Here is a 22293-nt window from a genome sequence, read left to right as displayed (position 1 = left end):
CCGGCAATTCTGGTTGGCGATTCTAAATGCTCAATGGGTAGTTTGGACGGCGAACGGGAGAGTGGCGATGAGACTGGTCAAAAAGATGTTGATGTTGAGCGCGTTGAGTGCGGCGCTGGCGGCGGGCAGCGTGAGTGTGTCGGCCGATACCAAGCCGACGATCAAGATTGGCTACGTGGAAGGGTGGGACGACAGCGTTGCGACTTCCAACGTCGCTGCGCGCGTGATCGAGAAGCGCCTCGGCTATCAGGTGCAGCTCGTGCCGGTCGCGGCCGGCGTGATGTGGCAAGGCGTGGCGCGCGGCGACCTCGACGCGACGCTGTCCGCGTGGCTGCCGGTCACGCATGGCGCGTACTGGAACAACTTCAAGGATAAGGTTGTCGATCTGGGACCCAACTTCAACGATGCGAAGATCGGCCTGATCGTGCCGGATAACGTTGACGTGAAGAGCGTGGGCGATCTGGAAGCGAAGAAGGCGGAGTTCGGCTCGCGTATCGTTGGCATCGATGCCGGCGCGGGCGTGATGCAGAAGACCAGCGAGGCGATCAAGGCCTATGGGCTCGACTATCAGTTGATGCCGAGCTCGGGCAGCGCGATGACCGCGGAACTGGCCCGTTCGGAAGCAGCGAGCAAGCCGATCATCGTGACCGGCTGGAAACCGCACTGGATGTTCGCGAAGTACAAGCTCAAATTCCTCGAGGATCCGAAGAAAGTGTTCGGCGAAGCGGAGCACGTGGATAGCGTGGTGAATCCCGAACTGGCCACGAAGGCGCCGCCGGTCGTCGCGTTCCTCAAGAAGTTTCAATGGAAGCCGGGCGAGATCGACAGCGTGATGCTGGCGACGCAAAACGGCGAGAAGCCGACGGCCGCTGCCGATGCGTGGATCAGTGCGCACGGGGATCGCGTGGATAGCTGGGTGAAGTGACTTCGTGCTTCGCGTGAATGAGTTGCCGCTTGTTTTGAGCGGCAACTTCTGCAGAAAACGCCGCTTTTTCCCGCGGCGTTTTTTTTATTGCAGCACGACGGTGCGATCGCCGTTGATAAACACCCGGCGCTCGATAAACGCCTTCACGGCCCGCGCCAGCGTGATGCATTCGACGTCGCGTCCCGTCGCAAGCAGCCGCTCCGGGCTGTACGAGTGATCGACCCGCTCCACGACCTGCTCGATGATCGGACCTTCGTCGAGATCGTCGGTGACGAAGTGCGCCGTTGCACCGATCAGTTTCACGCCGCGCGCATGCGCCTGGTGATAAGGCTTGGCGCCTTTGAAGCCGGGCAGAAACGAATGGTGGATATTGATCGCGCGGGCCGCGAGCGCACGGCTCGTTTCGCCGGAAAGAATCTGCATGTAGCGCGCAAGAATCATCAGCTCGGCACCTGACGTCTCGAACAGATCGAGCAAGCGCGCCTCCTGTTGCGGTTTCGTGTCGGCGCTGATCGGTAGATGATGGAACGGCAAGCCGTGCTGTTGCGCGAGCGGTTCGAGATCGCGATGGTTCGATGCGATGCCGACAATATCCATCTTCAACTCACCCATGCGCCAGCGGAACAACAGATCGGCGAGACAGTGTTCGAGTTTCGACACCATGATCAACACCTTCGGCCGCGTGCCGACGTCATGCATCGCCCACGTCATCTGAAAGCGCTCGGCGATCGATTCGAATTCGCGCTTGAGTGCCGCGATGTGCAGGGTCTCCTGGGCGTCGACGCCATGAAACACGCAGCGTACGAAGAAGCGCTCGCTGAGGTCGTCGTCGAAAACGGTCAGTTCGTCGATATAGCAATGATGCCGGTCGAGAAAGCCGACGACGGCGGCAACCTGGCCCGCCGCGCTCGGACACGCGACGGTGAGAACCAGTTGATCGGGACGGGAATCGGCGGACATGTGCTCTCCACTTAGGCAATAGGGCCACGCCGCGGGGCGCGGCATGCATCGTCGCAGTAGAGCAAATCGGCGGGGCACGAGGATAGAAGCTAACCGCCGTGACGCTGGAATGGGAGCGTCAGGTGAGGCTGGGGCGGGCGATGGAGCGCTTTGGGCAGCCTCGACAGCGTGCGGTATTCATTCGGCGTCGAGCCCGCATTCGCCGAGCAGCCATTGGCGGAAGGCATTGACCACCGGTGCCGCCGCGCGCTGCGTGACGAGCAGGTAGCCGCGTTCGGTGACCACCGGCGTGTCGAACGGCTCGACGAGCTGCCCGGTGGCGAGCAGCTCGTCCACCAGTGGCGCCCAGCCGAGCGCGACGCCCTGGCCCATGATCGCCGCGTGGGCCACGAGCGTAAAACTGTTGAACGTGATGCCGCGATGCGCGGCGGGTGCATCGAGACCCTGCGCCGTGAACCAGTCGGCCCATGAGAGCCAGCGTGCCGGCTGGGTGGGTTCGAGATGCAGCAGCGGCAAGTTCAACAGATCGGACGGCGTGCGCAATTGCGGATGCGCGTCGAGAAAAGCCGGGCTGCACACCGGCGTGACACGTTCGGGAAATAACTTGAGCGCGCCTCGCGCGGCCCAGTCGGCATCTTCATCGCCGAACGCAATCACAATGTCAGCCTGATCGTGCGAGGGATCGCGCGCCGGGTCGAAGACGTTCTGCGACGTGATGATCTTGACGTCGACGTCGGGCATCAGCGCCTTGAACTGCGACAGGCGCGGCATCAGCCAGTAGGTCGCGAAACCGAAATCGGTGGAGAGCGTGAGGGTTTGCGGCGTGCGCCGAGCGCGGATTTCGGCGGTGGCGAGGCGGATCGTGTCGAGGGCATTGCGCACGGCTTCGAAGAGGCGCACGCCGTCTTCCGTCAGCGTGACGCCACGATGGCCGCGCTCGAACAGCGGTGCGCCCAGCGCTTCCTCGAGTTGCACCACGCGTTGACTGACCGCCGGCTGCGTCGAACCCAGTTCGCGTGCGGCCGCCGTGAAGCTCGCGAGACGCGCCGCGGATTCGAACATCGTCAACGCCTGCATAGGCGGCAAGCGATCCTGCCTCGGCATAAGCCCCCCTTATAGGCACATAACGATTTGCCGTCTTCACAGTGGCGAATTGGACGGCAATAGTGGTGTTCATGCGGGACCGGCACACTGGTTATCCCGCTTGCAACGACACCCGCACCCCTATCTGCGATTCTATTCGAGGCGCGCTCCAATGCATGACACGAAGCAGAATATCGTTATTCTGATGGCCGACCAGATGACGCCGTTTGCGCTCGCTGCATACGGACATCGTCTAACGAAAACCCCCAATCTCGATCGCCTCGCGAAACAGGGCGTCGTATTCGACTCGGCATATTGCGCCAGTCCGCTGTGCGCGCCGTCACGCTTTTCTTTTTTGTCGGGAAAACTGCCGTCCGCGATCGGCGCTTATGACAATGCAGCGGAATTTCCGTCGCAAACGCTGACATTCGCGCACTATCTTCGCGCCGAAGGGTATCGCACGATACTGTCCGGCAAAATGCATTTCTGCGGCGCGGATCAATTGCACGGATTCGAAGAGCGGCTCACCACCGACATTTATCCCGCCGATTTCGGTTGGACGCCGAACTGGGACGATGTCGAAACGCGCCCATCGTGGTATCACAACATGAGTTCGGTGATCGACGCGGGTCCGTGCGTGCGCACGAACCAACTGGACTTCGACGATGAAGTCACGTTCACCACGCGCCAGAAGCTCTTCGATATCGCGCGCGAGCGGCATGCCGGCAAGGATGCACGGCCGTTCTGCATGGTCGCCTCGCTAACGCATCCGCATGACCCGTACGCGATTGCGCAGAAGTACTGGGACATGTATGCGGATGAAGATATCGCGATGCCCGCGTATCGCGATTCGCTCGCAGAAGCCGATCCGCATTCCAGGCGCTTGCGCCACGTTTGCGAAACCGACCGCACGCCGCCGACCGACCAGCAGATCCGCAACGCACGGCGCGCTTACTACGGCGCGATCTCCTACGTCGACGACCAGTTCGGCGCGATCCTCGAGGCGCTCGAACAATCGGGGCTCGCGAAAGATACCGTTATCGTGGTGACGTCCGACCATGGTGAGATGCTCGGCGAACGCGGGCTCTGGTACAAGATGACGTTCTTCGAAGGCGGTTGCCGCGTACCGTTGATCGTTCACGCGCCGCAGCGGTTCGACGCGCGTCGTGTGCACGAGTCGGTCTCGCATCTCGATCTGCTGCCCACGCTAGTGGAATTGGCGCGCGGCGAACAGCCAACGGCCTGGCCGGATTCGCCCGACGGTCAAAGCCTCATACCTCATCTCCGTGGAACCCAGGGCGGCCACGATCAAGCGATCGGCGAATACCTCGCCGAAGGCGCTATGGCGCCGATTGTGATGCTGCGTCGCGGGCGCTTCAAGTTCATTCACACACCGGCCGATCCCGATCAGCTCTACGACGTGGCCGCGGACCCGTTGGAACGCAACAACCTCGCAGCGCGTGCCGACCATGCTTCACAGGTTGCGGCATTTCGCGAGGAGATCGCCCGGCGCTGGAACCTCGCCGCGCTGCACGACGAAATACTGAGAAGCCAGCGCCGCCGCCGCTTCCATTTCGAAGCCACGACGCAGGGCACGGTCGCGTCATGGGACTGGCAACCGCATGTCGATGCGAGCCAGCGCTACATGCGCAATCACATCGACCTCGACACGCTCGAAGCGATGGCGCGTTTTCCCGCAGTCGCGCGTTGATCTCCCCGCTTACGATTCAATCCACCTACAGGAAGCCGACATGATGAAAAAGCTCTTCAAACAGGCGGTATCCGGCGTTGCGCTGTTGTGTGCGGCGACCACCTTCGCCGCAGCCGCCGAACCGCAGTCCTGTACGCAGGTCAACATGGCGGGGCCAGGCTGGACCGACATCGACGCGACCAATGCAATGACCGGCGTGCTGCTGAAGGCGCTCGGCTACCATCAGAACGTGGCGAACCTGTCGGTGCCGATTACTTATCAAGGCCTGAAGAAAGGGCAGATCGACGTGTTTCTCGGTAACTGGATGCCGGCGCAAGCGCCAGTCGTCAAGCCGTTCGAGGATGAAAAGTCGATCGAAGTCGTGCACCCGAATCTGAGCAACGCAAAGTTCACGCTCGCGGTGCCCGACTACGTGGCGGCGGCCGGCGTGCATTCGTTCGCGGACCTCGCGAAGAACGCCGACAAGTTCGACAGCAAGATCTATGGCATCGAACCGGGTGCGCCGGCCAATCAGAACATCAAGAAAATGGTCGACGACAAGGCCTATGGACTCGGCGGCTGGAAGCTCGTCGAATCGAGCGAGACGGGCATGCTCACGCAGGTCGACCGCGCGGTGCGCGAGAAGAAATGGATCGTGTTTCTGGCGTGGGAGCCGCATCTGATGAACACGAAGTTCAAGCTGACTTACCTCGATGGCGGCGACAGGTACTTCGGGCCGAACTATGGCGGCGCCACGGTCAATACGGTTGCGCGCAGCGGGTACGCCGAGCAGTGTCCGAATGTCGGCCGCCTGTTCCGGCAACTCACGTTCAATGTCGATCTGGAGAACGGCGTGATCACCGAGGTGCTGGAGAAAAAGGCCGGCGTCGATGCGGCCGCCACCGAAGCGCTCAAGCGCCACCCCGAGTTGCTGAAGTCATGGCTCGACGGCGTGAACACCGCCGGCGGCGCCAACGGCCTGCAAGCAGTGCAAACCGCACTCGGTGTGAAATAACGGCGGCATCGCCGGCTATCAGGTCGCTGCTCGACAGATTCATGTCGCATCCGGTCGAATCCTCCTAAATCTGGACACTTATTCTTGACCCGTCGATGCAGGCATGCAGATGATCGTATGCCGCGCCGATAGCTTCAATCAGCCTGGCCGGCCGAGTCGGTTCTAGCCGGCCAGGTCAGCGCAATTGAGCTTCAATCAGTCTCAGCCGATTTCGAACTGCCCGTCATGCGAGAAGCGCCGCGCGTTGGAAGACAACACGCAGCAGGGATCGCTTTATTCAACGAAATACGCAGGCAAAGAGCAGGGGATAATTAGATGAAGAAGAAAAGTGCCGTTAGTCTTTCGGGACTCGCCCTCGCGGCAAGCGCGGTATGTGCGCCGACGGTGGCCCATGCGCAAAGCAGCGTCACCCTGTACGGGATTCTGGACGCCGGCATCACCTATGTGAACAATGCCGGTGGCGCGCACCAGTACAAATTCGACGACGGCATTTCGTACGGCAACCGGATCGGCTTCAAAGGCGTGGAAGATCTCGGCGGCGGCCTGCAAGCGGTCTTCGTGCTCGAATCGGGTTTTCACCTGGGCAATGGGCAACTGGGATTCGGCGGTGCTGAATTCGGACGCCAGGCTTATGTCGGCATCAAGAACTCGTGGGGGACTTTCTCGTTCGGCAACCAGCTCGACATGACCGAAGAGTTCGTCTTTCTGTACAACATCTCCGCATGGGCGAGCGGCTACGCGATTCACCAGGGCGACTTCGACCGGATGAACGGCGACCGTCTGCCGAACTCGGTGAAGTTCCTGTCGAACGATTTTGCGGGCTTCACCTTCGGCGGCATGTACTCGTTCGGCAACACCGCGGGCAACTTCCATGAGAAGAGCGCATGGAGCGTGGGCGCGCATTACGACCACGGTCCGTTCAACATGGGCGTGGCGTATACGCAATTGAACAATCCGTACGGCATCTATGCGTTCGACCCGTATGCGATGATCGGCACGCGCACCTTCCTCGGGCAGCCGACCGTCTCCGTCGATGCGACGACTGGCGCGGTGACCGATCTGTATAGCTCGTCGGCATTCCCGGTGGACAAGCAAGGCGCGTTCGCGATCGGCGCGGCCTATACGATCGGCGACCTGATGCTCACCGGCGACTTCACCTACACGACGATCAAGGGCTTCGGGCAGACCTCGCACATGCAGGTGTACGAAGGAGGCGCATCGTATAACTTCACGCCTGCGCTGTCGCTGTACGGCGGCTATCAGCACACGAGCTTCGAAGGCAATCACTGGAACCAGGGCTCGCTCGGGCTGCACTACCTGTTGTCCAAGCGGACCGATGTGTATATTTCCGGCGACTATCTGCGCGCGTCGAGCGGCGTGGATGCGGTGATCGGCTATAGCTTCACACCGTCGACGTCGAATACGCAATCCGATGTGCGGATCGGGATGCGGCATTCGTTCTGACGTAGCCGAGGTGGGGCCGGCACTCGAGTGCCGGCCCTGCACTGCGGACCTCGATGCGACAAGCCATCCGGGCCGGCATCACTCCGTGACGGCAGCACTGCCGCCCAGATAAGCGGCACGAACCCGGTTGTCCTGTGCCAATTCGTGAGCGGGGCCGGCGAGGGCGATGCGGCCGCTTTCCAGCACGTAGGCCCGCTGCGCGATGCGCAGCGCCTGGCGAGCGTTCTGCTCGACAAGCAGGATCGACGTGCCTTCCTTGCAGATGTCGGCGATCATGCCGAAAATCGCCCGGACCAGCTTCGGCGCGAGCCCCATGGAGGGTTCGTCGAGCACGATGATGCGAGGCCGCAGCATCAGCGCGCGGGCGATCGCCAGCATCTGTTGCTCGCCGCCGCTCAGCGTCCCCGCCAGCTGGCTGCGCCGCTCGCCGAGCCGCGAAAAAGTCTGGTAAACGTCCTTTATTCGCTGCTCCAGTACCGCGCTGTCGCGCCGGATCAGATAGCCGCCAAGCCGCAGATTTTCCTCCACGGTCAGCGCCCCGAACATACGGCGGCCTTCCGGTACATGACCGAGACCCAACGCCACGATCTGGTGGGCGCGCAAGCCGGTCAGCGTGTGCCCGGCCATCACGATCTGTCCCGCGCGAGGGCGAATCAGACCGGAAATGGCGCGCAGCGTCGTGGTTTTCCCCGCCCCGTTGCTGCCGAGCAAGGCCACGATCTCGCCCTCTCCGACGTCGAGCGAGATGCCATGCAGAACCTCCACGTTCCCGTAGCTCACGTGCAGATCGTGTATTTCTAGGAGTCCCACAGCGATTTCTCCCCGGCCGTATCGTCGGCTGCTTCGTCGGCCTCGGCCGTGCCGAGGTAGGCGTCGATCACCCGCGGATCGGCCTGGATGTCGGATGGCGTTCCCTCGGCGATGATGACGCCATGGTCCATGACGATGATCCGGTCCGACACGCTCATCACCAGCATCATGTCGTGTTCGATCAGCAGCACCGTCACGCCGGAATCCCGGATACGCCGGATCAGTTCCATCAGCGCGTGCTTCTCGGTCGGGTTCATCCCCGCTGCCGGTTCGTCCAGCAGCAGCAGGTGCGGGTTGCTGGCGAGGGCGCGGGCGATCTCCAGCCGGCGCTGATCGCCGTAGGGCAGGTCGGCCGCGCGTTCGCCCGCGCGTGCCGCGAGTCCGACGAAACTGAGCCAGCGCAGGCCTTCCGTTGCGTGATCGGCTTCCTCGGCGCGAGCGGAGGGCAACGCAAGCAATTCGGCGACGAGCGGCGTATGGAGGCGATGATCCATGCCGATCAGCACGTTCTCGAAGGCCGTCATGTTGGCAAACAGGCGGATGCCCTGGAAGGTCCGCGCCATCCCGGCGTGGACGATGCGATGCGGCGCGCCGCCGGCCAGCGAGGCGCCGCGCCAAAGCACCTGGCCGCCGGTCGGGCGGATCACACCCGTGAGGCAGTTGAACACCGTCGTCTTGCCCGCACCGTTGGGGCCGATCAGGCTAAGGATTTCGCCGTTGCGCACGGTGAAGCTGATACCGCCGACCGCCTGCACGCCGCCGAAGCGGCGCTGCATGTTGCGCACCTCGAGCAGGATTTCATCGGCGATCGTGTCCCGGGGCGGAAGGGCTTCCGGCGCACCGGTATCGTCGCGCGGCGGCGCCACCCGGCGCAGCGGCGCCGGCCATAGGCCTTGCGGTCTGAGCAGCATCAGGATCACGAGCCCGATGGCGAAACCGAAGATGCGCCAAAGGTTGAGAAAACGCAGCACCTCGGGCAGGCCGGCGACGATGACGGCGCCGAGTATCACACCCGGAATGCTGCCCCGGCCGCCGAGCACGACGACGATCAGGATCGTCACGGACTGCAGATAAGTGAAGCCGGTCGGGTCGATGGTGCCGAAGCGCGCGGCGAACAGGCTGCCGGCGAAACCGCCGATCAATGCGCCGAGGATGTACGCCAGCATCTTGACGCGCAACGTCGGCACGCCGACGGCCTCGGCCGCCGCCTCATCCTCGCGGATGCTGGTCCACGCGCGTCCGAGCCGGGATTGGCCAAGCCGGACCGCAAACACCAGCACTAGCACGAGGAATGCGATGCCCAGTTCGTAGACCGCGGCCGGCGAGCTGATTTCATAGCCGAACAGGCTTGGGCTGGCGATGCCGTAGATGCCGTTCGGACCGCCCGTGATGTTGAGATTGGTGGCAACGATGCGCGTGATCTCGCCGAACCCGAGCGTGACGATGGCCAGATAGTCGCTGCGCAGGCGCAGGGTAGGGTAGCCGATGACGATGCCGGAAGCACCGGCAAACACCAGGCTGAACGGCAGCGTTTCCCAGAACGAGAAGTGCAGCAGCGTTTCCAGCAGCGCCGTCGTGTACGCGCCGATGGCGAAGAAGGCCGCATAGCCCAGATCGAGCAAACCGGCATACCCGACCACGATATTCAGCCCGAGGCCCAGGATCGAATAGGTGGCGATGGTCAGGCCGACATCGACGATATAGTTGCTGGCGACAGCGGGTAGCGCCACGGCAGCGGCAAGAAGCGCGACGCCGGCAGGGCGCGATCGGCGCAATGACCCGAGCATGGCGCTCATGGCGCTACATTCTCTCGACCACGCGCTCACCGAACAAACCGGTCGGTTTGATCACGAGCACGGCAATCAGGACGCCGAACACGAGCACATCGGTCCACCGCGATGAGACGTAGCCCGCGCTAAAGGATTCCAGCAGGCCGATCAGGATGCCGCCCGCCATGGCGCCCGGAATATTGCCGATGCCGCCGAGCACTGCAGCGGTGAAGGCGCGCAGGCCCAGCACGAAGCCCATGAAGAAATTGATCTGGGTGTAGTAGAGCCCTTCCATGACGCCGGCCACGGCAGCCAGCGCCGAGCCGAGGAAGAAGGTTAGCTGGATCAGCCGCTCGACGTCGATACCCATCAGGCGCGCCGCGTCCTGATCGATCGCGAGCGCGCGCATCGCCGTGCCGACGAAGGTACGGTGAACGAAAAAATACAATGCGAGCATCAACGCAAAACTGGCGGCGATGATGCTGACCTGCGCGAACGTGATCTGCACGCCCTCGAATTCGAGTCCGGCCTGGGTGAGCACATGGGGATACGTGTTGAAGCCGGCGCCGTAAAGCAGCAGCACGCCGTTTTCCAGCGCCAGCGAAACGCCGAGCGCGGTGATCAGAATGGACAGCCGCGGTGCGCGCAACAGCGGCTGGTAGGCCACTCGCTCGATGGCGAGACCGAGTGCGCCGGTGACGGCCATCGCGGCCACAAAGGCGATCAGCAACGCCAACGCGAGCGGCAGGTGCGCCGCGGCAAGCACCGTCAAGCCGGTCCAGCCGATGAACGCGCCCACCATGAACAGATCGCCGTGAGCGAAGTTGATCAGCCGGATGATCCCGTAGACCATCGTGTAGCCGAGGGCGACGAGGGCATAGAACGAGCCGATCGTCAGCCCTTCGATGACGAACTGGAAGAAGTTGCTCATGGCGGGGCGCGCGCCGCGACAGGGCCTATTTCATCGCCATCCAGTGTCCCGCGGCATCCTGCTTCTGGTAGGGCGCGAAATTGTCGCCCCGAACGATGATGGTGATGTACACCGCCACGCTGCGGTCCCCCTTCGGGTTGAAGCCGATCGTCCCGGTCGCGCCCTGGTAGTTCGAAATCTTGTGCAAGGCGGCCGTGATCGCGGCGGGCGTTGCCGACTTCGCGTCTGCGATCGCCTTGGCCGTGACGCCGACGGCGTCGTATTCATAGACCGAATAAGGTCCCGGACCTTGCCCATAAGCCTTCGTATAGTCATCGACAAAGCTGTGCGCGCCGCTCAGGAACTGCGCCAGCGGCGCCGTGGTGATGATCATGTCATTGGCCGCGGGACCGGCTGTTTTCATCAGCGTTGGGTCGTTGGTGCCGTCGCCGCCCATCAAGGTCATCTTCAGGCCCAGTTGCCGCGCCTCCTTCACGAGCAGGCCGGCCTCCGAGAAATAGCCGGTGTAGTAGATCACGTCCGGCTTCAGTGAGGCGACATGGGTGAGCGTTGGCGAGTAGTCCATCTGACCGGGCGTGATCGCATCGTCGTAGACGACCTCGACACCGTCTTTCTTCAAGGCGGCCACGGTGTTGTCGGCGAGACCCTTGGCATAGGTCGTGTTGTCGTTGATCACGGCCGCACGCTTCGCGTGTAGCGAATTTTTCATGAAACTGGCTGCAAACGGCCCTTGCTCGTCGTCACGGCCAATCGTGCGGAACACGTGGTCGTAGCCCATCTCAGTCAGCTTGGGATTGGTCGACGCGTCCAGCACGTAGGGAATCCCGGCGCGATGAAAGGTCGTCAATTCCGGCAGCGCCGCGCTGGAGCAGTAACCGCCGGCCACCGCAACGACGCCGGCGTCGACAAGTTTCTGTGCCGCCTGCACGGCCGTCTGCGCGTCGCAGGCGTCGTCCTCGGGCACCAGCTCGATCTGCTTGCCGAGCACGCCGCCCGCCGCATTGACCTTGGCGGCGGCCAGCTTGGCGCCGTTGAGAATGTCCGTGCCGGCATTGGCGGAACTGCCCGATAGCGGTACCGGTACACCGATCTTTATGGTCTGGCTTTGCGCCGGACTGGAAGCCATGCCGGCGAGCACGGCCAGCGCGGCGGATACCGCGATTGTCGTCTGGCGCAGCACGCGACCCGCGGCCGGCCTGCCATTCGTCTGAGCAATCATGTTGGAAACTCCTTATTGTGAAAGGGATCGGAGCGATCCACCACACGGCTATCCCGGTGGCATCAGAAAACGGATGGAAACGTACGTCGCATGCAAGTTGTAATCTGCCAGTCCAACGGCCCGACTCGCGGTCTCATCGCAGCGCTACCATGAAAGCGTGTTTTTTCATGATAGAACTCGCCGCATCTTTCGCTGGTATAGGGTATCCGCGTATAGGACACCGTACAAAAGGCGCCGGCGAGGTTATATTGATCAATGGTCAGGGGCTTTGCATGGGACCGGCGTAACGCGAAAGCGCCGACTCCGGTCGACTGCCCTGCATGGGGCTGGAGTAAGCCATGAAAACCGTTGTGCTGGGAGGCGGAATTGCGGGCGTCACGGCCGCCTGGTACCTCGCGAGAGACGGCCGGGAGGTGACAGTGATCGACCGCCAGCCCGGCGTCGCGCTCGAAACCAGCTTTGCCAACGCCGGTCTGGTCGCGCCCGGACATTCGTACACGTGGGCCTCTCCGCGAGCGCCGAAAATTCTGCTGAAATCGCTCTTCGTCGAAGGGCAGGCGTTGCGCCTCAAGCTCAACGCGGACCCTCACATGTGGGCCTGGTGCTTTCAGTTCCTGCGCAACTGCACGGCGGAGCGTTCGCGTCGGAACACCACGCGTAAGGTGAAGCTCTGCCGCTACGCACAGAGTCAATTGCAGCAACTGACCGCGGCCGAACACCTGCACTACGATCGCATCAGCCGCGGCCTGTTGTACCTGTATCGCGACGAAGCCTCTTTCGCGCGAGGCACGCAGAATATGTCGATCCTCGCGGACAACGGGCTGTCGCTCGAAACACTCGATGCCGAACAGGTCGCCGCGCGCGAACCGGCGCTCGCGCATGCGCGCGACAGGATCGCGGGCGCGATTTATTGTCCAACCGATGAAAGCGGCGACGCGCATCTGTTCACCCGCGCGCTGAAGGCGGCGTGCGAACGCATCGGCGTGCGTTTCGAATTTGGCGCGGCCATTAGCGCGATCGAGGCGTCCGGCGATCGGGTCGTTGGCGTGCGCACGCCGGCTGGACTCGTGCAAGGCGACGAATTCGTTCTAGCACTCGGTTCCTGGTCGCCCATCCTGGCGCGCCGTCTGGGCTACCGGCTGCCGGTGTACCCGGTAAAGGGCTATTCCGCGACCTTTCCGGTCGGGCCCGGGCATCGTCCGCCGGAACTGGGCGGTGTCGACGAAAACAATCTCGTGGCGTGGGCGCGTTTTGGCCAGCGGCTACGCTTCACCGCGACCGCCGAGTTCGCCGGCTACGACACCCGCCACACGCCCGCCGATTTCACGCAGATGCTGCAGGCGGCCCGCGAATTGTTCCCTGAGGGCGCCGACTACAGCCGCGGGTCCTACTGGGCCGGTCTGCGGCCGATGACGCCCGAGGGGACGCCGCTGATCGGCCGCACGCGTCACCGCAACCTGTATCTGAACACGGGCCACGGACACATGGGATGGACGATGTCGTGCGGCACCGCAAAACTGCTGGCCGACATCATGGCCGGCCGCGAGCCCGAACTCGACATGACAGGGATGACACTGACATGAGCACGATTCCCCTGCAGGACGATGCCTACGTCAGGCTCGAATTCGCGCTGGACGACGGCATCTGCCGGCGCGCCGCCATCGGACTGGTGGTGCTCGCGACCGATCATACGATCGAGCACGAGTGGCGCAAGCTGCTGACCCAGGACGGCGTGGCCTTCTACGAGAGCCGCGTGCTCAACTCGCCGGACATCACGCCAGAGCGCCTCGCGGAAATGGAGGCGCGCATCGCTTCGGCGGTCGCGCTGATTCGGCCGGCGGAACGGATCGATGTCGTGGCGTTCGGCTGCACGTCGGCCTCGATGGTGATCGGCGAGGAAAACGTGTTCGCGCGCATCCGCGAAGCGCGTCCGGGCGTCGCGTGCACCACGCCGATTACCGCGGCGCTTGCTGCGCTGCGCGCACTGGGTGTCCGGCGCGCCGCCCTGTTGACGCCCTACGTGCGTTCGATCAACGACACTATGCGGGACTATATCGAGGCGCGCGGCATCGGCATTACACGCGTGGCGTCGTTCGAGCATGCAAACGATAACGAAGTAGCGCGGATCGACACGGCGTCCCTGCAAGCGGCGGTCGAGCGCCTTGCCCTGCACCCGGACGTGGACGCCGTTTTCGTGTCGTGCACGAGCTTGCGGATCGCCGAACTCGTTCCGGAACTTGAAGCGAGGCTTGGCAAGCCGGTGATATCGAGCAACTTCGCCATGGCCTGGCACGCGTTGCGACTCGCGGGCGTGGCGGACCGCGAACCTCAGCGAGGGACGTTGTTTGCGCTGTGACCGGTGCATTGCGTTTTGATGCCGGAATTGCCGTGCTGGGGCATCCGCCACGCCTCCGGCAAACCGCGCCCGATACACATGTTCCGTCGGCGGGCATGTCGCGCAGAAGCATGGAGCAGGGCGCGCGCAGCCGTTGATTACGCCGCGCCGTCGCCCTGTTTCTTGTGTTGCGACGCCATCCGCTCCTGCTGGGCGGCGGGTGCCGGATCGTAGTGGCTGAGCTGGATGCTGTAGTTGCCGTGCCCGCCGGCGATCGCGTTCAGCCGCGACTGGTAGTCGTTGAGTTCGGACAACGGCACCTGGCCTGCGACGACCACCGCGTTGCCGGCGGCCGTGCGCGTGCCATGGACCTGTCCGCGCTTGGCGGAGAGGTCGCCGATAATGTCGCCCATCGCGGCTTCCGGCGTCATCACCTCGATGTCTACGATAGGCTCGAGCAGAACGGGCTGCGCTTTCAGCACCGCGTCGATGAAGGCCTTGCGTCCGGCGGAAACGAACGCCACTTCCTTGGAATCGACCGAATGGCTCTTGCCGTCGAAGACGGTCACGCGCACGTCCTGCATCGGGAAGCCCGCCAGCGGCCCACTCTCGATCACCTGCTGGATGCCTTTTTCCACGGCGGGCATGAACTGGCCAGGGATGGCGCCGCCCTTGACGGCGTCGACGAACTCGAAACCCGTGCCGCGCGGCAGTGGCTCCACGCGCAGCATCACTTCGCCGAATTGCCCGGCGCCGCCGGTTTGCTTCTTGTGGCGATAATGCCCCTCGGCTTTGGCACCGATGGTTTCCCGATAGGCGATTTTCGGGGGCCGCGTCACGACGTCGAGCTTGTATTGCTCGGCTAACCGCTCCAGCATGAGGCGCAGGTGCAGTTCGCCCAGACCGCGCACCACCGTCTCGTTGGTGCCGACCGGGTGGTCGATGCGCAGACACGGGTCTTCCGCGCTCAGCTTTTGCAGAATCTCCCAGAGGCGCTGCTCGTTGCCCCGGCGCGCGGGCTCGATCGCCAGACCATAGATGGGCGTGGGGAAATCGAGCGGGGTCAGGTGGATGTCGCCGTCCTCGGGGGCGTCGTGCAGCACGGCATCGAAGCCGATTTCGTCGATCTTGGCCGTCGCGCAGATATCGCCCGGGCCGGCTTGTGGGACGTCCACGTGCTCCTTGCCCTGCAGCATCATCAGATGGGCGACTCTGAACGGCTGGCGCCCGTCGCCGATATAGAGCTGGCTGTCGCGTCTGATCGTGCCCTGATGGACGCGAAACACGGCCATCTTGCCGATGTAAGGGTCCATGACGATCTTGAAGGCGTGAGCCAGGACATGCTTGTCGGCGACCGGTTCGGCGTGCACGACTTCCTGGCGGCCGCGGGCATCGCGGTAAAAGAGCGGCGGGTTGCCTTCCATGGGATTGGGCAGGAGCCGCACGAACACGTCGAGCAGTTCCGCGATGCCGGCGCCGTTGGCCGCCGACGTGAAGCAGATCGGTATCAGATGACCTTCCCGCAGCGCGCGCTCGAAGGGCTCGTGCAACTGCTCCGGGCTGATGGCCTCGCCTTGCTCCAGGTAAAGCTCCATCAACGCGGGATCGATCTCGACCACCTGGTCGACCAGCGCGTTGTGCGCCGCCGCAACGGACAGGAAGTCGGCCTCGCCGGCCGGGTTGAAAAAGCAATCCACCACCTGGCGCCCGCTTTGCGCCGGCAGGTTGATGGGCAGGCATTCCTTGCCGAAAGCCTCCTGAATGTGCGTCAGAAGCGCCGGCAGGTCGACCTTTTCGCGATCGATGCCGTTTACGACGAGCATTCTGCAGAGCTTGCGTTTCTCGGCCCACGCCATCATGCGCCGGGTCGTCATTTCGATGCCAGTCTGTGCATTGATGACGACGGCGGCGGTCTCCACGGCGGGCAGGGCGCTGATCGACAGCCCCGAAAAGTCCGGATAGCCGGGCGTATCCAGCAGATAGATGCGGGTATCCCGGTAGTGCAGGTGGGCGAGGGCGGAATTCAGCGAGTGGTGATATTTGCGCTCGAGCGGGTCGAAATCGCAGACCGTGGTGCCGCGCTCCACGCTGCCGGCGGCGCGCAGCTCGCCGCCCTGGTGCAGCAGGGCTTCGACAAGCGATGTCTTGCCGCATCCGGCATGGCCGACCAGAGCGATGGTGCGGATGGCGTCGGGGCTGTAATGCATGGTCGCCCTCGTCCAGTAGTGGATGTGGGGCCATTATTGGCGAAAACGGAGCCGCGTGCCATACGACGCCATCAGTGCAGACCCTTAAACGCCTGGCCATCGAATGCCCGATTTTTCGAGCCGCGTTGAACGCATGACCCATCCGCGCTCGCGGGCATCGAACGAGGCGCAAAATTGAATCGTCCGGTGGAGACGATGTGTAGCCAGCTGGAAAGCTTGAACGATCATTAGGGGAGGCCACCATGATCGATTTCAGGGAAGCCCGGGAATGGATGGTCGTACGGCAAATCGTGGCGCGTGGCGTCCGCGACGCCAACGTGCTATCCGCCATGCGCCATGTGCCGCGCGAGGAATTCGTACTCGTGCAACTCCGTGAATTCGCGTACGACGACCGGGCCTTGCCTATCGCGAGTCAGCAAACGATTTCGCAGCCCGCCATCGTCGCGCAGATGATGGAGGCGGCCGAACTCGGTCCGCGCGACCGGGTGCTCGACGTCGGCACGGGGTCGGGGTATGCCGCCGCCATCGCGGCGGAAATCGTGGCGCACGTCCATTCGGTTGAACGCGATCCGGTGCTTGCCGAAACCGCTCGCGAGACGCTGGCGCGGTTGGGTATTTCAAACGTGACCGTTCATCTCTGCGACGGCACGGTCGGTTTGAGCGCCTACGCGCCGTACGACGCGATTATCGCGGGTGCCGGGGGGCCGCGTGTTCCGCGGGCGTGGCGTGAGCAACTCTCGATCGGCGGCCGGATCGTCATGCCGGTGGGACACGACCATCACCATCAGCGATTGATCAAACTGGTCCGCCACGGCGAGCACGATTATCGCGAGCGCTGGTTGGGTGACGTGAGCTTCGTGCCGTTGATTGGTGAGGATGGGTGGGATGCCTGTTATTAGAGAGCCTTGCATGGGTGGGCCGGATTCAGGTTTATTCCTTACGTCATTACGCCCGGGAGCTGTTCCGCGACAGCGGTGATTACCGGCGCGGAAGCATTGGTAATAGACGCCGTCTTTGTCCCCGGTATTCGTCCATTTTGGGCTGAATCGTGCTGGCTACACTCGCGTCTGCGTTTTCGCGCTTGCTCAGACCATTCGGGACGGAGGGGAAAAACATGATCCACAGTAGTCGACACCGCCGGGTTGCGCGCAACCCGGCCCGGCAAATTCTTCTGGCCGCTGCGCTCGCGGTTGTCTGCAGTCTGCAAGGCTGCGCCACTTCGCTCGAGACGTTCGGGCTCGGCGCGGGTGTGGGGATCGCCGGCGCGTTTGGTCTGATTAGCTGCGCGATCGGGTGCCATTGAGAAGAGGGCAACGAGGGCGGCACTTGCCCGACAAGGCGCGATTGACTGGGCCTCCGCGTATAGACAGCAGACGTGATCGCCAATCAGGCCGAAAGCGATGAAGCGTGGCTCTCCATACGCGCATCGACGGCGTCCGCGCCGACGCGATAGGGCAGGTCGTACGTCTCGCGGCTCGCTGCGCGCAGCGCGTCGATCATCAGAGCCGTAGCGGGCGAGAGAAGCTTCTCCGCCGGGGTGATGATCCCAAAGTCGTCCATTTTGCAGTCCATCGGCACAGGCAGGATCTCCACCATGCCGTGCGCCGCGTAATAACGCGCCACATCTTCGGCGAGCACGGCGATCATGTCGCTCTTCTCGAGCGCCCGCGTAATGAAGAGCAGCGCCGCCGTCTCCACGACGTTCGAGGGCGGAGCGAGGCTTGCACGCTGGAACATGAGCTCGAAACGGTGCCGCAGCACGCTGCCGGCCGGCGGCACGACCCACGCGCCGCGCTGGACATCGGACAGCGCAACCGGCGCCCCGCCCAGCAGAGGATGGCCCTGCCGAACCACGGCGCACACGGGCTCGCCGGCCAACGGTTCGTAGCACAACTGGCGCTTGTCGTGCTCCGCCGACAGACGTCCGATCACTACGTCGAGCTTGTCTTGCGCCAGCCGCTCCAGCAGCACGTTACTGGTGTCGATTTCGACCGAGATACGCATGTTCGCGTGTATGCGCTTGACTGCTGCGACAGCCGCCGGCAGCACTCGCACGCCCGGCGAGGTGATCGCACCCACTGCAACGTGCCCGAGGCGCCCGGCCTTCAACGCGGCCAGTTCTTCCTGTGCCTGGTCGAGACTGCCGAGCACGACGCGTGCATGGCGGATCAACGCATCGCCATAGAGAGTTGGCCGTACGCCGCGCGGCATACGCTCAAAAAGAACGGCGCCGAGCATCTCCTCCAACTCGCGCAACAGTTTCGAGGCAGCAGGCTGGGTCATGCTCAAGGCCGCCGCCGCCCGGTGGATGTTGCCTTCTTCGGCCAGCGCAACCACAAGGAGCAACTGGCGGGTTTTCAGACGAGTACGGACGTACCAGGGGTTCGTGTCCAGCATGATTTACGTGTTTACACTGATATGTAAATGGATATGGGAAGCGGCCAATTTTTCATTGGTAGGTTATCAGTTTGGTCCGTAGACTGCACGCAAATCTAGCCCTCCCAAAGACGGACAATGTCGGCAACCAAACCCAAACTGCGCTCCCAACTATGGTTCGGCACCATGGACAAGAACGGCTTCATGTACCGAAGCTGGATGAAGAATCAGGGCATTCCCGATCACGAATTCGACGGCCGGCCGATTATCGGCATCTGCAACACCTGGTCGGAACTCACGCCCTGCAATGCGCATTTCCGCAAGCTCGCGGAGCACGTGAAGCGCGGTATTTACGAGGCGGGCGGGTTCCCGGTCGAGTTTCCGGTGTTCTCGAACGGCGAATCGAACCTGCGTCCTTCGGCGATGCTCACGCGCAATCTCGCCTCGATGGATGTGGAAGAGGCGATTCGCGGCAATCCGATTGACGCCGTCGTGCTGCTGTGCGGCTGCGACAAGACCACGCCCGCGCTGCTGATGGGCGCGGCGAGCTGCGACGTGCCCGCCATCGCGGTGAGCGGCGGCCCGATGCTCAACGGCAAGCTCGAAGGGAAGGACATCGGCTCGGGCACGGCGGTGTGGAAGCTGCACGAGTCGCTCAAGGCGGGCGAGATCGACCTGCATCATTTCCTCTCGGCCGAAGCGGGCATGTCGCGCTCGGCGGGCACCTGCAACACCATGGGCACGGCCTCGACGATGGCGTGCATGGCCGAGGCGCTCGGCGTCTCGCTGCCGCACAACGCTGCGATTCCCGCCGTCGACGCGCGCCGCTACGTGCTCGCGCATTTGTCCGGCATGCGCATCGTGCAGATGGCGCTTGAGGACCTCACGCTCTCCAGGGTGCTGACGCGCGAAGCGTTCGAGAACGCGATCCGAACCAACGCCGCGATCGGCGGCTCGACCAACGCCGTGATCCACCTGAAGGCGATTGCGGGGCGCATCGGCGTGCCGCTCGAGCTCGAGGACTGGATGCGTATCGGCCGCAATACGCCGACCATCGTCGATCTGCAGCCCTCGGGCCGCTTCCTGATGGAAGAGTTCTATTACGCGGGCGGTCTGCCGGCCGTGCTGCGGCGTCTGGGCGAAGCGAACCTGCTGCCGCATCCCAATGCGCTCACCGTCAACGGCAAGTCGATCTGGGACAACGTGCGCGAAGCGCCGAACTACAACGACGAAGTGATCCGGCCACTGGGCAAGCCGCTGATCGAAGACGGCGGCATCTGCATCCTGCGCGGCAATCTCGCGCCGCGCGGCGCGGTGCTGAAACCGTCGGCGGCGACACCCGAGCTGCTCAAGCATCGTGGCCGCGCGGTGGTGTTCGAGAACTTCGATCACTACAAGGCGACCATCGGCGACGAATCGCTCGATGTCGACAAGGACTCGATCCTCGTGATGAAGAACTGCGGCCCGCGCGGCTATCCGGGCATGGCCGAAGTCGGCAACATGGGCCTGCCGCCCAAGCTGCTGCGTCAGGGCGTGAAGGACATGGTGCGCATCTCGGACGCGCGCATGAGCGGCACGGCCTACGGCACGGTGGTGCTGCACGTCGCGCCGGAAGCGGCGGCGGGCGGCCCGCTCGCGGCGGTGCGCAACGGCGACTGGATCGAGCTCGATTGCGAGGCGGGCCGGTTGCATCTCGACATCAGCGACGAGGAACTGATGCGGCGTCTCTCCGACGTCGATCCGGCAGCCGCGCCGGGTGTGGCGGAGCAGCAAGGCAAGGGCGGCTATGCGCGTCTTTATGTCGATCACGTGCTGCAGGCCGACGAAGGTTGCGACCTCGATTTCCTCGTAGGCAAGCGCGGCGCCGCCGTGCCGCGCCACTCGCACTGATTGGGAGCACGAAGCATGACGATGCAACTGACGGGCGAACTGCTGATCGCGGGCGAGGCGCGGCGCGGCGCCGGTGCGCCGTTCCAGGCGCTTGACGCCGCAACGAACGAACCCATTGCACAGCCGGTTTTTCATAGCGCCTTGAGCGCCGACGTCGACGCGGCGTGTGAACTCGCAGACGAAGCGTTCGACCTCTATCGCGCACTGTCCGCCGAAAAGCGCGCGCAATTCCTCGACGATTGCGCGGCGCGCATCGAAGCATTGGGCGATCCACTGATCGAACGCGCGATGGCCGAAAGCGGCCTGCCGCGTGCGCGCCTCGAAGGCGAGCGCGCGCGCACCGCGAATCAGCTGCGCATGTTCGCGGCGCTCGTGCGCAGCGGCGACGCACTCGACGCGCGCATCGAGCCCGCTCTGCCCGACCGTCAGCCGCCGCGCACCGATCTGCGCTTCTGGCGCATCGGTGTCGGCCCCGTCGCGGTGTTCGGCGCGAGCAATTTCCCGCTGGCGTTTTCGGTGGCGGGCGGCGATACGGCCTCGGCGCTGGCGGCGGGCTGTCCCGTCGTCGTGAAGGCGCATCCGGCGCATCCGGGCACCTCTGAACTCGTTGGACGCGCAATCCAGGCGGCCGTTGCGGCGGCCGGGTTGCCCGCGGGCGTCTTTGCCCTTCTGTTCGACGCGGGCCACGAAACCGGCAGCGCCCTGGTGCAGCATCCGGCGATCCGTGCGGTGGGCTTCACCGGTTCGCGCGCGGGCGGTCTCGCGCTGGTGAAGCTCGCGGCGGCGCGTGCCGAACCGATTCCGGTCTACGCCGAAATGAGCAGCGTGAATCCGAACCTGCTGCTGCCGGGCGCGCTCGCCGCGCGTGGCGAAACGTTGGCGCGCGAGTTCGTCGCGTCCGCGACACTCGGCTGCGGGCAGTTCTGCACGAATCCGGGCTTGATGCTTGGCCTTGCGGGCGCCGGGTTCGACACCTTCGCCGCCAACGCCGCACGCGACTTCAGCGCCGCGCCTGCCGGCGTCATGCTCGCGGCAGGCATCCTGCGCGCGTACGAGCGCGGCATCGAGCGTCTTATGCAGCATCCGAAAGTAACGACGCTCGCGCGCGGCGCGGCAGCGCCGGGACGTGCCCAGGCGGCGCTCCTGCGCGTGAACGCGAGCGATCTGCTCACCGATCCGACGCTCGGCGAAGAGGTGTTCGGTCCGAGCAGCGTGCTCGTGGAATGCGCGGATGCGGTCGAGTTGCGCGCGGTGCTGCGCAAAATCGAAGGCCAGCTGACGATCACGCTGCACATGGAGGCCATCGACGCCGAACTTGCGCACACGCTCCTGCCGCTCATCGAGCGCAAGGCGGGCCGCGTGCTCGCGAACGGCTTTCCGACGGGGGTGGAAGTGTGCGACGCGATGGTCCACGGCGGCCCATTTCCGGCGACCTCGGATGGCCGCAGCACATCGGTTGGCACGGCCGCGATCGAGCGCTTCCTGCGCCCCGTGTGCTACCAGAATCTCGCCGAGAGCCTGCTGCCCGACGCGCTGCGCGACGCCAACCCGCTGAACATGCGGCGCCGCTTTGCAGGCAAGCCGGAAACGCCGCGCGCGCCGTAACGCGAGGTTACGCC

General features: G+C 63.9%; 18 protein-coding genes. 10 read left to right on the top strand and 8 right to left on the bottom strand.

Annotation, left to right across the window (positions count from 1 at the left end):
- Positions 1 to 67 precede the first annotated feature (67 nt).
- Positions 68 to 925, top strand: a complete 858-nt coding sequence (locus DSC91_RS07155) for a glycine betaine ABC transporter substrate-binding protein (RefSeq protein WP_115777485.1) — start codon at positions 68 to 70, stop codon at positions 923 to 925.
- An 84-nt stretch (positions 926 to 1009) separates the two neighbouring features.
- Here the strand turns inward: DSC91_RS07155 and purU are convergent, their stop codons facing one another.
- Entirely contained in the window at positions 1010 to 1885 is an 876-nt protein-coding gene (gene purU, locus DSC91_RS07150; protein ID WP_115777484.1) for a formyltetrahydrofolate deformylase, read from the bottom strand.
- 177 nt (positions 1886 to 2062) lie between these two features.
- Complete coding sequence (locus DSC91_RS07145) at positions 2063 to 2989, bottom strand: choline sulfate utilization transcriptional regulator (RefSeq protein ID WP_115777483.1); 927 nt, start codon at positions 2987 to 2989, stop codon at positions 2063 to 2065.
- A gap of 151 nt (positions 2990 to 3140) precedes the next feature.
- Here DSC91_RS07145 and betC point away from each other — a divergent pair, with 151 nt between their 5' ends.
- From betC to DSC91_RS07130, 3 genes are all read left to right on the top strand, one after another.
- On the top strand, positions 3141 to 4679 hold the full coding sequence (gene betC, locus DSC91_RS07140) for a choline-sulfatase (protein WP_115777482.1): 1539 nt from the start codon (positions 3141 to 3143) through the stop codon (positions 4677 to 4679).
- A gap of 40 nt (positions 4680 to 4719) precedes the next feature.
- Complete coding sequence (locus DSC91_RS07135) at positions 4720 to 5673, top strand: choline ABC transporter substrate-binding protein (protein WP_167470494.1); 954 nt, start codon at positions 4720 to 4722, stop codon at positions 5671 to 5673.
- Between the two features lie 315 nt (positions 5674 to 5988).
- Positions 5989 to 7137, top strand: a complete 1149-nt coding sequence (locus tag DSC91_RS07130; protein ID WP_115777481.1) for a porin — start codon at positions 5989 to 5991, stop codon at positions 7135 to 7137.
- A 78-nt stretch (positions 7138 to 7215) separates the two neighbouring features.
- Here the strand turns inward: DSC91_RS07130 and DSC91_RS07125 are convergent, their stop codons facing one another.
- Genes DSC91_RS07125 through DSC91_RS07110 form a run of 4 tightly spaced genes read right to left on the bottom strand, consistent with a single transcriptional unit; the run spans position 7216 to position 11866 of the window.
- Positions 7216 to 7947, bottom strand: a complete 732-nt coding sequence (locus DSC91_RS07125; RefSeq protein WP_115777480.1) for an ABC transporter ATP-binding protein — start codon at positions 7945 to 7947, stop codon at positions 7216 to 7218.
- The gene (locus DSC91_RS07120) at positions 7935 to 9743 is read right to left on the bottom strand and encodes a branched-chain amino acid ABC transporter ATP-binding protein/permease (protein ID WP_115777479.1); all 1809 of its coding nucleotides are present in this window, start codon (positions 9741 to 9743) and stop codon (positions 7935 to 7937) included. The genes DSC91_RS07125 and DSC91_RS07120 overlap by 13 nt, the downstream gene beginning before the upstream one ends.
- A 4-nt stretch (positions 9744 to 9747) precedes the next feature.
- The gene (locus DSC91_RS07115; RefSeq protein ID WP_115777478.1) at positions 9748 to 10647 is read right to left on the bottom strand and encodes a branched-chain amino acid ABC transporter permease; all 900 of its coding nucleotides are present in this window, start codon (positions 10645 to 10647) and stop codon (positions 9748 to 9750) included.
- A gap of 25 nt (positions 10648 to 10672) precedes the next feature.
- A complete protein-coding gene (locus DSC91_RS07110) occupies positions 10673 to 11866 on the bottom strand; it encodes a branched-chain amino acid ABC transporter substrate-binding protein (RefSeq protein WP_115777477.1) in 1194 nt (397 codons plus the stop codon).
- A gap of 338 nt (positions 11867 to 12204) precedes the next feature.
- Between DSC91_RS07110 and DSC91_RS07105 the strand changes: the two genes are divergently transcribed.
- Both DSC91_RS07105 and DSC91_RS07100 read left to right on the top strand, forming a co-directional pair.
- Complete coding sequence (locus DSC91_RS07105; RefSeq protein WP_115777476.1) at positions 12205 to 13449, top strand: D-amino acid dehydrogenase; 1245 nt, start codon at positions 12205 to 12207, stop codon at positions 13447 to 13449.
- Positions 13446 to 14222 (top strand): maleate cis-trans isomerase family protein, encoded by a 777-nt coding sequence (locus DSC91_RS07100; protein WP_115777475.1) that lies wholly within the window; start codon positions 13446 to 13448, stop codon positions 14220 to 14222. Before DSC91_RS07105 ends, DSC91_RS07100 begins: the two co-directional genes overlap by 4 nt.
- A gap of 137 nt (positions 14223 to 14359) precedes the next feature.
- Here DSC91_RS07100 and fusA read toward each other — a convergent pair whose 3' ends face one another.
- On the bottom strand, positions 14360 to 16408 hold the full coding sequence (gene fusA, locus DSC91_RS07095) for an elongation factor G (protein ID WP_115777474.1): 2049 nt from the start codon (positions 16406 to 16408) through the stop codon (positions 14360 to 14362).
- Between the two features lie 242 nt (positions 16409 to 16650).
- Between fusA and DSC91_RS07090 the strand changes: the two genes are divergently transcribed.
- On the top strand, positions 16651 to 17307 hold the full coding sequence (locus DSC91_RS07090) for a protein-L-isoaspartate(D-aspartate) O-methyltransferase (protein WP_115777473.1): 657 nt from the start codon (positions 16651 to 16653) through the stop codon (positions 17305 to 17307).
- A 215-nt stretch (positions 17308 to 17522) separates the two neighbouring features.
- Positions 17523 to 17711, top strand: a complete 189-nt coding sequence (locus DSC91_RS07085; protein WP_115777472.1) for a hypothetical protein — start codon at positions 17523 to 17525, stop codon at positions 17709 to 17711.
- 83 nt (positions 17712 to 17794) lie between these two features.
- Here the strand turns inward: DSC91_RS07085 and DSC91_RS07080 are convergent, their stop codons facing one another.
- Positions 17795 to 18805 carry a LysR substrate-binding domain-containing protein gene (locus tag DSC91_RS07080; RefSeq protein ID WP_115777471.1) on the bottom strand — a complete coding sequence of 337 codons (1011 nt, stop codon included), beginning with the start codon at positions 18803 to 18805 and terminating at the stop codon, positions 17795 to 17797.
- Positions 18806 to 18922: 117 nt separating this feature from the next.
- Here DSC91_RS07080 and DSC91_RS07075 point away from each other — a divergent pair, with 117 nt between their 5' ends.
- Together DSC91_RS07075 and DSC91_RS07070 are read left to right on the top strand one after the other, a co-directional pair.
- Positions 18923 to 20674 carry an IlvD/Edd family dehydratase gene (locus tag DSC91_RS07075; RefSeq protein ID WP_115777470.1) on the top strand — a complete coding sequence of 584 codons (1752 nt, stop codon included), beginning with the start codon at positions 18923 to 18925 and terminating at the stop codon, positions 20672 to 20674.
- A 21-nt stretch (positions 20675 to 20695) separates the two neighbouring features.
- On the top strand, positions 20696 to 22279 hold the full coding sequence (locus DSC91_RS07070; protein WP_115779731.1) for an aldehyde dehydrogenase (NADP(+)): 1584 nt from the start codon (positions 20696 to 20698) through the stop codon (positions 22277 to 22279).
- The last annotated feature ends 14 nt before the right edge of the window (positions 22280 to 22293 follow it).

Source organism: Paraburkholderia caffeinilytica (assembly GCF_003368325.1).
GTDB lineage: Bacteria > Pseudomonadota > Gammaproteobacteria > Burkholderiales > Burkholderiaceae > Paraburkholderia > Paraburkholderia caffeinilytica.
This window is presented reverse-complemented; position numbering and strand designations above follow the sequence as displayed.

Excerpts from the sequence above, each read along its gene's own strand:
- DSC91_RS07155 (WP_115777485.1), top strand. The coding sequence starts at position 68 with ATGAGACTGGTCAAAAAGATGTTGATGTTGAGCGCGTTGAGTGCGGCG.
- purU (WP_115777484.1), bottom strand. The coding sequence starts at position 1,885 with ATGTCCGCCGATTCCCGTCCCGATCAACTGGTTCTCACCGTCGCGTGT.
- DSC91_RS07145 (WP_115777483.1), bottom strand. The coding sequence starts at position 2,989 with ATGCCGAGGCAGGATCGCTTGCCGCCTATGCAGGCGTTGACGATGTTC.
- betC (WP_115777482.1), top strand. The coding sequence starts at position 3,141 with ATGCATGACACGAAGCAGAATATCGTTATTCTGATGGCCGACCAGATG.
- DSC91_RS07135 (WP_167470494.1), top strand. The coding sequence starts at position 4,720 with ATGATGAAAAAGCTCTTCAAACAGGCGGTATCCGGCGTTGCGCTGTTG.
- DSC91_RS07130 (WP_115777481.1), top strand. The coding sequence starts at position 5,989 with ATGAAGAAGAAAAGTGCCGTTAGTCTTTCGGGACTCGCCCTCGCGGCA.
- DSC91_RS07120 (WP_115777479.1), bottom strand. The coding sequence starts at position 9,743 with ATGAGCGCCATGCTCGGGTCATTGCGCCGATCGCGCCCTGCCGGCGTC.
- DSC91_RS07115 (WP_115777478.1), bottom strand. The coding sequence starts at position 10,647 with ATGAGCAACTTCTTCCAGTTCGTCATCGAAGGGCTGACGATCGGCTCG.
- DSC91_RS07110 (WP_115777477.1), bottom strand. The coding sequence starts at position 11,866 with ATGATTGCTCAGACGAATGGCAGGCCGGCCGCGGGTCGCGTGCTGCGC.
- DSC91_RS07105 (WP_115777476.1), top strand. The coding sequence starts at position 12,205 with ATGAAAACCGTTGTGCTGGGAGGCGGAATTGCGGGCGTCACGGCCGCC.
- DSC91_RS07100 (WP_115777475.1), top strand. The coding sequence starts at position 13,446 with ATGAGCACGATTCCCCTGCAGGACGATGCCTACGTCAGGCTCGAATTC.
- fusA (WP_115777474.1), bottom strand. The coding sequence starts at position 16,408 with ATGCATTACAGCCCCGACGCCATCCGCACCATCGCTCTGGTCGGCCAT.
- DSC91_RS07090 (WP_115777473.1), top strand. The coding sequence starts at position 16,651 with ATGATCGATTTCAGGGAAGCCCGGGAATGGATGGTCGTACGGCAAATC.
- DSC91_RS07085 (WP_115777472.1), top strand. The coding sequence starts at position 17,523 with ATGATCCACAGTAGTCGACACCGCCGGGTTGCGCGCAACCCGGCCCGG.
- DSC91_RS07080 (WP_115777471.1), bottom strand. The coding sequence starts at position 18,805 with ATGCTGGACACGAACCCCTGGTACGTCCGTACTCGTCTGAAAACCCGC.
- DSC91_RS07075 (WP_115777470.1), top strand. The coding sequence starts at position 18,923 with ATGTCGGCAACCAAACCCAAACTGCGCTCCCAACTATGGTTCGGCACC.
- DSC91_RS07070 (WP_115779731.1), top strand. The coding sequence starts at position 20,696 with ATGCAACTGACGGGCGAACTGCTGATCGCGGGCGAGGCGCGGCGCGGC.